Origin of the sequence: uncultured Holdemanella sp., from assembly GCF_934772795.1 — a bacterium.
Classification (GTDB): Bacteria; Bacillota_I; Bacilli_A; order Erysipelotrichales; family Erysipelotrichaceae; genus Holdemanella.
Window position 1 is genome coordinate 1 of the sequence record NZ_CAKVMR010000074.1, and the last position, 9934, is coordinate 9934.

Consider the following 9934-nt stretch of genomic DNA (forward strand, 5'->3'; position numbering starts at 1 on the left):
TCTTTGTCTTAGGAAATGTAACAGGCTATTCTAGATTCTTTGTGTATATTCCATTTTTACATATTGATTTTGTGAACCTGATTATCCATAAGCAGGTTGTCCTGGCTGCTATTATAAGCTTGGTGTATTTTCTGTCTTGTAATTTGATTTCATTACAATGTTTCAAAAAAAGAGAGCTGGTGAGATAAATGTGGACTTATGTGCTTTTCAATATCAAATCTAATTTAAAAAGAAAAGAAAATCTGATTCTAATTGTGCTATTCATCGTTTGTGAGATTGCTTTGTTGTTTATTTTGAATACAAAATCATTTACGGAAAGTCCATATCAAACATCATTAGGTATTAGTATAGCAAGTGTTTCACAAAAGAATGATCCCAAACTTTACCAAGAATTTATGGATGAAGTGAATTTGATACGTCAGACCATTGATAAGGGTGAGCAGGATGGAAAGGACAAAAATTGGAAGTCATATTGTGAATATAAAGTAAAGGTGAGTGTGTTGGAAGCACAGTGGTATATGGTGACTTCTAACATGCCTAATGATTCCTATTTTGAACATGCCGATGTTATAGAAGAATTAAGGAAGGAATATGGATTACCTGATTTGTCGCAATACGAGAAATTAATTGTACAAAAATCAAATGATATTAATTTATATTTTTGTTCTATGCAGCAGGCTCGTTACTTTGACTACTTGTTAAAACATGATCTTACTCCAATAACATATTCATATGTGGATGCATCCAGTGTTTCATTACAGATAGCTCGATATATATTGCCTGTAGTTTTACCTTTGCTGGTTGGACTTCTATTGTTTCAACAAAGAGAAAGACGAGCAAAGACAGAAAAAACAATTCTAACTATTTCTGGAGTAAAGAAAAAATATGTGAGATGGAATTTGATTTCTGACGTGCTTTTTGTTCTATTGGTTGTTTTCCTGCCTGTTTTAGTTTATATGATAGTTCTTGTACCTTTTAAAGGTGTATCGAATCTGATCTATCCGGTTTTATATTATAAGCCAGGATTTACTGGTTTTCATTATTGGGATACACAAGGATTGGATCATATTGAGCTTGTGGCAAGTGGACTAACGAATATGAGTGTCAATCAGTTTACAACGCCAGGAATGGAATTGATGCCATTGTGGCAATGTACACTATTTGTAGCATTTGGAATTGTGATGTCCACAACATTTTATGTCCTACTCATAACTGTATTATCTAAACTTATGAAAAACAAATACTTATCTTTGCTTGTATTTTTAGTTGTCTTGGGTCTTTGTTCTTTTGCATCGCCATTAGGAAACATGCAGAAGATCAATACATTCAATCCAATGGCATACAGAGATTTTGGAATGAACCTATTAGGTACTAGTTATTTTGGATATTTTGCAGGAATTGTAATTATTGGATTATATAGTGTGATTTTGTACTTAGTTTTGAAGTGGTGTGCTAAGAAAGTACGTGTTTAATATATCATGATGAAATAATATGAAAATATAGATTATTAATGTAAGAATATACATTAATAATTGAAAAAAATTACATTTATGCTAGAATCTTTTAAAAAGAAGGTGATACGTATGTTTAAAAGCTTAACATTTCTTTGGAAGTATGCGTGGAATGTACAAAAAAGCTATTTGGTTTGTTTGATTTTGTATCAAATAACGAATACGATCCCACCTTTATTGATTATGTTTTTTCCAAAGGTTTTGTTGGATGAACTAATGGGGCAAAATCGAATTTCATATTTACTTACATATATCATTATCTTTTCAATTGTGATTTTCTTAATGAAGTTTTTAAGCGACTTTTTAAAGAATACGGCTTTTTATAAGCGATGTATTATTTTAGAAAAGTTTCAGGTGGAGTTAAATACAAAACTTTCTAAAGTGGATTATGCGTGTTTGGAAGATCCAGAGTTTTTAAATTTGAAACAAAATGCGGAAAAATTTTTATATGCGAATGGACAAGGATTTAGTTTTGTATTAGATCGAGCGATGGAAATCATTAGTAAAGTGATGATTTTCGGAACAGTGATTTGGATCATAGCTTCATTGAATAAAGCAGTGTTGCTTGTGTTTTTATGTCTTGCATTTCTAAATAGCAAAGCGCAGATGCGATTTAAGAAGGCGTATGCCAAATTGGAAATGGAGAAAAATCCGAAGGAAAGAGAATTGTCTTATTTTATGAATGTGTTTTCGGATGTAAAGTATGGCAAGGAAATTCGAATGAATCAAGGTCAATATGTATTGATGGATTTTTTAAAAGGTTGTTTACATAAGCTTTGGAAGTTTTATAAAAATCAGATGTATATTATGGACAAATCCGATTTCTTTATGCATCTTATGGATTTTTTTCAAAGAATGGTTTCTTATGTATATATGGTTTTTATGGTATCAAAAGGATTCATATCCATCGCAAATTTTACATTGTATATCAATGCGATTGCGACATTTACAACTTCTATGGATGAAGTGATCGATAGTGTGAATGATATAAATCAGTATAGTTATTATTTTGAAGCTGTTGAGAAATTTATGAATTTGCCTATGGACATATATGATGGCAAGATCAACCGTAATATGCCTTCTCATTTTGAATCGTTAGAGTTTAAGAATGTTGGATTTAAATATGGCGGTAGCGATAAATGGGCTTTAAAAGATATCAATTGTTTCATGAAGGCTGGAGATAAAATTGCAGTGGTTGGAGAAAACGGTGCGGGTAAGACTACGTTTATTAAATTAATTTGTCGATTGTATGACCCAACTGAGGGAATGATTTTATTAAATGGGGTGGATATTAAAGAGTATGATTATGTGCAATATGTAAAATTCATTTCAACTGTATTCCAGGATTTCCAATTATTTTCAATGTCACTTAAGGAAAACGTGAGTTTATCGCGAAAAAGTGATGAAAATCGAATTCATGGTATATTTGATTCTTTGGGAATTTCTGCATTTGTAAAGAAATACAAGAAAGGCTTGAATGTACGTGTACACAAGGATTTTGATTCAGATGGTTTTGAACCTTCAGGAGGAGTTGCTCAAAAAATAGCGATTAGCCGAGCTATCTATAAAGATACACCGATAATCATATTGGATGAGCCAACGGCTGCATTGGATCCAAAATCAGAATCGGAGATTTATGAACAATTTAATGAATTATCAAAAAATAAGTTGGCTATTTTTATTTCACATAGAATGGCATCGACAAGGTTTTGCGATAACATTATTGTTTTTAAGAATGGAAGCATTGAAGAAATGGGTAGTCATAGTGAATTAATGAAGGCACATTCTACATATTGGAAACTATTCAATATGCAGTCAAAATATTATATGAGTGCAGAAATGGGTGCGTAATGAAAACTTTGGAATTAGTAGAATGATTGTAATAAGCAATTGATAATTCAATTGGATGGTGCAAAAGAACAAAACTCAGTGTTACAGACAAAAGCGAATGATTATGATCATAGTATGTTGACAATGAGTAAGAAACTGAATAAGTCTGAAACTAGAAATATTGCGCTGACTCGGTTTGTGAAAGAAACAACAAGAAATCATATTCAATTAAAAAACGGACAGAGCATAACAGTTTATGATGCTATAATGAATAAGCTAAGCCCTGAAGATAAGACAAGGGTTAGAAAAACAATAGATTTAGAGGGAAATAAAAACGACCGAAATAGATGAAAAAAAGCGGATAATTTACTATCCGTTTTTAATATGCTTTGAAAAATTATGACTCTATAAATGACCCAATAACTGACCCGATAAGCTATTTGGAACAAATACAATAACTTTGATTGTCTTGTACAAGTCTGAACATGCATAAATAAGGCATAAAAAAAGCACCTGGCAAATGTTAGGTGCAATCTTTGACAAATGGTGGTCTCAGTCGGAATTGAAAAGTTATTTTGTTGAAAAAAAGATGGTCTAGTCCGAACCACCCTTTTACTCGTGTAGGCTTGTTATCCGTTTGCCCACTTGAATTATAGCATGCTTTTTAGTGGATGCAATGCTAATCGCTGTCACTAGTCCAATTGGAATATTTAATGTATCTGATGTTAAACCTGAGTTTAAGTCTATAGACAATTTTTATTTCGAAACTCTTTCAAATGACTCTATAAGTGACCCGATAACTGACCCGATAACTGACCCAATAAAATTTGGAATTAGAAATGTTGAAAACTTTAAAACTAAATTCTGGAATAAACACAATAATAAAAATGAATGAAATAATCCAAACAAATTTACCATCGGTTAGTAGGGATAAAAAAATTGACTATTTATGTAGAACATTGTGGTTTGAATAGAAATGGTTGATATTACTTAAAAAGAAAAAGTTGATAGATAAGATTTAGGCAAGAGGAAATAAACAGGTTCAAAAGGAAAGGTTGGAACTAAGTTAGAGGAAACACTTATTGAATTTTATCATACTGAAAATATAGTTGATAATAAGGTGATTCATGAGTATGATTACGTAAATGAGGTTCAACTAGTAACTGTAAAAGTACACTATCAATTATTTACTCTTACAAATACTTATGAGCTGTTAGTAGTGGATTAAAAAAACAAGTATCACTCTTTGTAGGGGTACTTGTTTTGCTTTTTGAATAAGTTTTAAAAGTTTTTAAAAATGATTTTGTGACAATGAAAGATTATTCTCCTTTTATGATTGGAATGTCTTTAAATTCTTTAGATTTTGGATTGTTGATAATACCTTTAAATTTACCGACATGAAATGTATAAGTACCATCTTTATTCACTGTTATATATCCATTTTTTAAATCTTTTTCTGATAATAACTCATGCTCGTCAGGAGCAGGGAAAGAAGGCTCTAATATGATAGAGTTTGTCAGAAATGGAAACAAAATCAATGTGGCTAATAGTAATTTGTTGGTCTTTTTCTTGTATTTGTTCTCTATCATATAGTTTATCCTATATTCAAGAACTTTTATACTTTCATCAATAATATTCGAATTACTATATTTGTGCACTTGATTATAAATAGTAGCCTTTTTTTGTATGTTTATTAAGTCTCTAATGTATTGATTGCTTTCTACTTCATTGAAATTTTTTGTGCTTTTATAATCAGCACATATCTCTAAAAGTAAATGGATTTGATTTCTAAATATGTATACAAATGGATTCCACCAGTATAGGATCACAACAAAATTTATAATATGTTTTATTAAACCGTCATGGTGTTGAATATGACTGATCTCATGTCGTAAAATATTGTTCAGTTCGCTTATAGTGTATAAAGTCGTAGGAAGAAATATACTCTTTTTTGTGGTAAATACTGTAGGAACATATAAAAATTGACTGCTAAAAATAGGAAAAATATCTAATTCTGCATCTAAATCATTGGTTTCTAATTTGACTGAATTAGAAATGAGTAGTTTATAATTTTTGTTTGACTGAGATATTGAAAAGATATATTCAATGGACTTGATAATAATTCCTATAACCCATATAAGAAGAAGTAAATTATAAATCTCAAATGAATGAAATTTATAATGCATTATGTTATAAAACGGATTCATAATCGGTGTAGCTGCTATTGATTGCGTAAATTTAAATTCAATAGGAAATAATAGACGTAAAACTATAATTATAGCTAGGACAGAAAGAAAATCAGTTCTAAAAAACATATAACTTTTTTTGCATGTTAGTAATGCATTAAAAATAAGAATCAGAATGGCAGCAAAAACGATTGTAATAAATAACGATGAAAGGGTCAACTGCATTTACTTTATTCCCTTTTCTTTTAATTTGATATTTATAAGTTTTTCTAATTCGATAATGGCATCTAAATTGTCGGTTTCTTTTATGAAATTTGAAGCTAATTCAAAAGATGTTTTTTGATTTACAAAACTTGTAATATATTCAACTTGAGAAATTACAGGCACATATTCTCGCATTAGAGCTTTTTCGTGCTGAACGATTCTATCTACTTTTATATAATCTTTTTTAAGCAATTTCTGAAGGACTTGTTGAATTGTATATATACTAACATCTTCATCTAAATTTTTCTTTAAAGCACTAGCAGACAAAGGAACAGAGGAGTTCCACAATGCAATCATAATTTGGTTTTCTCTTTTTGATAATTTTTTCATATATGTTTTCACCCATAAATATTTTAACTTTTATTTTTAATTATAGCAACAAATAGAAATAAAAATAACTATTGCTAAAAATAACAATTAATGTTATTTTGTAGTTGAAGATAGCGTTATCCTTAAAAAGAACAAAATATATGAAAATAGTAATTAGTTATTTTGCTTCCTTATTACTGTGTATGCATGTTATTCAAATATATGCAAAAGAATCCATATTTAAAATGAAATACTAAATCAGATTATAGGAGGATGTTCTAAAGATGAGATGCGAAAATTTATCGAAAAGACTAAATAGATATACAATATTATTTTTAATAATGGATTTGATTATACTTTTAATTGATTTATTCAGTTGTCATAATCATACTAAATTTTTGTTTCTCATATTAACAATATTCATTATTAATTGTTTATTTTTCGATTTCTGTAAAAAACATATTGCTTATACCAAAATATCAATATTTTATATTTGGCAATTTAATTATGAAAATGCAATCTATGGATATATATAAATGATAATCTAAATATGTACATAAATGATCATTTAAGAATGTACACTTCTGATTACGCTTTGATATAATCCTTGAGGTTTACAAGGAGGTATATAAGTGTTAATCAACATAGAAGTAAACAATAATGTAGAAATACGTTCCTTAAATGATCTTTTTATATTGGGACGATTACAGGAGGTAGGCAGTATTAAAGTGAATAAATCAGAAATCGCAAGAGAACTCGGTGTCGATCGTAGAACTGTCAGTAAATATATTGATGGTTATTCGAAAAGTGATATCCGAAAAAGAGAAAGTAAAATAGATGAATATTATGATGTTATTAATTACTTGCTCAATCAACAAGATATTCAGGTGTTCTTCTATAAACGTGTGTTATGGCAGTACTTAGTCGACACCCATGGTTTAAATTGTGCTCAATCTTCTTTTAGAAGATGGGTTTCACAAAGAGAAGAATTTCAATCGTATTTTGATGGAAAGACAAACAGAACCGTAAATGGAGTAAAGAGAGACTGTAAAAGTAAAGCGCATATAATTACATATCAAACGGGCATGGGTGAAGAAGCACAGCTCGATTGGAAAGAGGAATTAACTATTACATTAAAAACTGGTGAAATAGTAACGTTAAATGTATTTGCGCTAGTTTATTCGTTTTCTAGATTTAAGATATATTTCTTATCTATGACCAAAACTCAGACAGTCTTGTTTCATCATCTGGATACAGCTTTCGAAATGGCAGGTGGAGTTCCTAAGACTTTAAGAACAGACAATATGAAAACAGTAATGGATGATCCAAGAACTGAGTATTCTAAGGGTAAGATCAACAATAAATTCGCACAATTCGCTAAAGATTATGGTTTTGAAGTGAAGCCGTGTATCGCAGCTGAGCCTGAAGTTAAAGCTAAAGTTGAAGCTCCGATGAAATTACTTGATGAATTGTACGCATACAATGGTTTATTGGATTTGGTTGGATTACGAAATCAGGTCACTAAGATATGTGACAGAGAAAACAATAAACTCCATTCTGAAACGGGTAAGATACCAATCTTACACTTACAAAAAGAAAAAGACTTCTTATCACCTTTACCACAAGACAATATAAGAAGCCTTTACAAAATCAAAGAATTGTCACTTAAAGCTGACTCGCAAGGATTTGTGAGCTATAAAGGCAAGAAGTATTCTACCCCAATCAAATATCGTGGCAGGGTGCTTAATGCCCAGGCTTTCGACGACTATCTTTACGTGTATGATAACACAGAACTTATCGTAATACATCAAATAAGCAAAGATAACGTAAAGAAAATAGAACTAGCAGAACATGCTCTTGAGAAGGCAGAATACTCTTTAATGAGAAGTGGTCAAAGCATCAAGGAATTTGCGGAAAACAATTTAAAAGAACTGGGAGAGATGTATAAATGATTAGTACGTATCAAAGATTAAAAGATAATTTAGAATATCTAAAACTAAACAAAGCAAGTGAAAGCTTGGATGAAGTAATAGATTTTATAACAGCTAATGAATTAAGTTTTACAGAAGGACTATTAAGACTTACAGATGTTGAAATGGATCATCGTAAAGCGAATCTAATCAAAGCAATGGTCAAAGTTGGAGCATTTCCTTTTATTAAAGAAGTTAAAGATTTTGACTTTGATTTCCAACCATCGATAAACAAAGCTCAAATATTAGAGTTTGAATCATTGGGATTTATAGATAAAAAGGAAAATATTGTGTTTCTTGGACCGTCTGGTGTAGGCAAAACACATTTGGCGACAGCTATAGGCATTGCCGCTGCCAAGAAAAGGAATTCGACGTATTTTATTAAATGTCATGATTTGATTATGCAGCTAAAAAAAGCAAAATTAGAAAACAGATTAGACGATCGATTAAAGCATTTCAATAAATATAAATTATTGATTATTGACGAACTAGGCTATCTCCCTATTGATAAAGAAGACTCTAAGCTATTTTTTCAATTGATTGACAGAAGATATGAGAACAAAAGTACAATCATCACAACGAACATCAACTTTGGTGAATGGGATGATATATTTGGTGATCCAGTTATCGCAAATGCGATTGTAGATAGAATCTTACATCACGCTAAGGTAATCTCAATCAGTGGCAAATCATACAGGTTGAAAGACCATTTAATAAAAAAGGAGAACAATGATTAATGAACGGTAAACTAATTAAATATTTGAATAAAACAAGAAACAGTAAAAAAGACAATATTAGAGCAATTCTTTTCAGCAAAGATACATTTACTTATTATTATCTATTCGACATCAATATGAAAAACAAAGATTGCGTTATGATGTGTGAACCAATAAATGTATCAAGACCATATTGCGAACTATATCATGTTTATCTAAATGAAATACAAGATTATATTGGTCCTTATCAAATAGTCAATGGACGAAGTCTAGGAATGCCATATAAACAGGTTTTGAAAAGGCTAAAAAAAGTAGAAGAAAGATTACTTACAATGTCTTATTAAACAAAAGACCACATCTTTACCATCTACTACATCAGGTATCGATGTGGTCAAAATTGTACATTCTTAAATGATCAAAACTGTACATTTTTAAGTTGACATTTATAAATCTTAGCACTTATTGGTATCTGTATTATGTTGATTGTGATTAAAAGAACATTAAAACTTAGAAAGTTATGATTTTAATAAACAAGTCGTATGACAGATGTTGCTAGACCATGTTTATTAGATCGTGATTAGGTTGCTTCGGTTGATGTTGTTATGATGGTGAATAGAGGAGGTGTGGTATATGACAGACGAACAAAGAAAGATGATTGATAAATTGAATGAAGATAATCGAAAATTAAATGATGTGAACAAAGGAATGAAAGACTATGCTAAATACAAATTAGTTGTTGGTATTCTCGTGGTTATCGTAATAATCGTATTATATTTCATTCAGCATATCACCTGATTTAAAGGGAAATAAAAACGATCGAAATAGATGAAAAAAGCGGATAATTTACTATCCGTTTTTAATATGCATTGAAAAATTTTTTCGATTTTTTTGCGAATTTTGTTTAGAAAAACACTTGTTTTAGTGGTTTATATAGATATGGAATATAACCATAATGTAGGAATATGCTTTAAATAAGGCATAAAAAAAGCACCTGGCAAATGCTAGGTGCAATCTTTGACAAATGGTGGTCTCAGTCGGAATCGAAAAGCTATTTTGTTTATAAGGGATTTCATTGTTGTTTCTGCTTTATATAAAGGTACAATAATTTAATGAAATGCATAAAATCCTATGACTTTTATCTGCTTTTG

The 9934-nt window shown here is 30.1% G+C and carries 10 protein-coding genes; 8 read left to right on the top strand and 2 right to left on the bottom strand.

The window, feature by feature from the left end; all coding sequences use genetic code 11:
• The 4 genes from Q0F04_RS10375 to Q0F04_RS10390 all read left to right on the top strand — a co-directional run.
• A partial coding sequence (locus Q0F04_RS10375; protein WP_295753030.1) for a hypothetical protein occupies positions 1-188 on the top strand: 188 nt, incomplete at its 5' end.
• On the top strand, positions 189-1472 hold the full coding sequence (locus Q0F04_RS10380) for a hypothetical protein (RefSeq protein ID WP_295753032.1): 1284 nt from the start codon (positions 189-191) through the stop codon (positions 1470-1472).
• 111 nt (positions 1473-1583) lie between these two features.
• Complete coding sequence (locus tag Q0F04_RS10385; protein WP_295753034.1) at positions 1584-3362, top strand: ABC transporter ATP-binding protein; 1779 nt, start codon at positions 1584-1586, stop codon at positions 3360-3362.
• Between the two features lie 114 nt (positions 3363-3476).
• Positions 3477-3692: a hypothetical protein gene (locus tag Q0F04_RS10390; protein WP_295753037.1), complete on the top strand. Its 216-nt coding sequence runs from the start codon at positions 3477-3479 to the stop codon at positions 3690-3692.
• A gap of 968 nt (positions 3693-4660) precedes the next feature.
• Here Q0F04_RS10390 and Q0F04_RS10395 read toward each other — a convergent pair.
• On the bottom strand, positions 4661-5752 hold the full coding sequence (locus tag Q0F04_RS10395) for a M56 family metallopeptidase (RefSeq protein WP_295753039.1): 1092 nt from the start codon (positions 5750-5752) through the stop codon (positions 4661-4663).
• The gene (locus Q0F04_RS10400; RefSeq protein ID WP_117996024.1) at positions 5753-6121 is read right to left on the bottom strand and encodes a BlaI/MecI/CopY family transcriptional regulator; all 369 of its coding nucleotides are present in this window, start codon (positions 6119-6121) and stop codon (positions 5753-5755) included.
• A 611-nt stretch (positions 6122-6732) separates the two neighbouring features.
• Here Q0F04_RS10400 and istA point away from each other — a divergent pair.
• The 4 genes from istA (at position 6733) to Q0F04_RS10420 (ending at position 9581) form a co-directional block, all read left to right on the top strand.
• On the top strand, positions 6733-8052 hold the full coding sequence (gene istA / locus Q0F04_RS10405; protein WP_295753041.1) for an IS21 family transposase: 1320 nt from the start codon (positions 6733-6735) through the stop codon (positions 8050-8052).
• On the top strand, positions 8049-8807 hold the full coding sequence (gene istB, locus Q0F04_RS10410; protein ID WP_295753043.1) for an IS21-like element helper ATPase IstB: 759 nt from the start codon (positions 8049-8051) through the stop codon (positions 8805-8807). Before istA ends, istB begins: the two co-directional genes overlap by 4 nt.
• A complete protein-coding gene (locus Q0F04_RS10415) occupies positions 8807-9130 on the top strand; it encodes a hypothetical protein (protein WP_295753045.1) in 324 nt (107 codons plus the stop codon). Before istB ends, Q0F04_RS10415 begins: the two co-directional genes overlap by 1 nt.
• 286 nt (positions 9131-9416) lie before the next feature.
• Positions 9417-9581, top strand: a complete 165-nt coding sequence (locus tag Q0F04_RS10420; protein ID WP_295753047.1) for a hypothetical protein — start codon at positions 9417-9419, stop codon at positions 9579-9581.
• Positions 9582-9934: the final 353 nt, after the last annotated feature.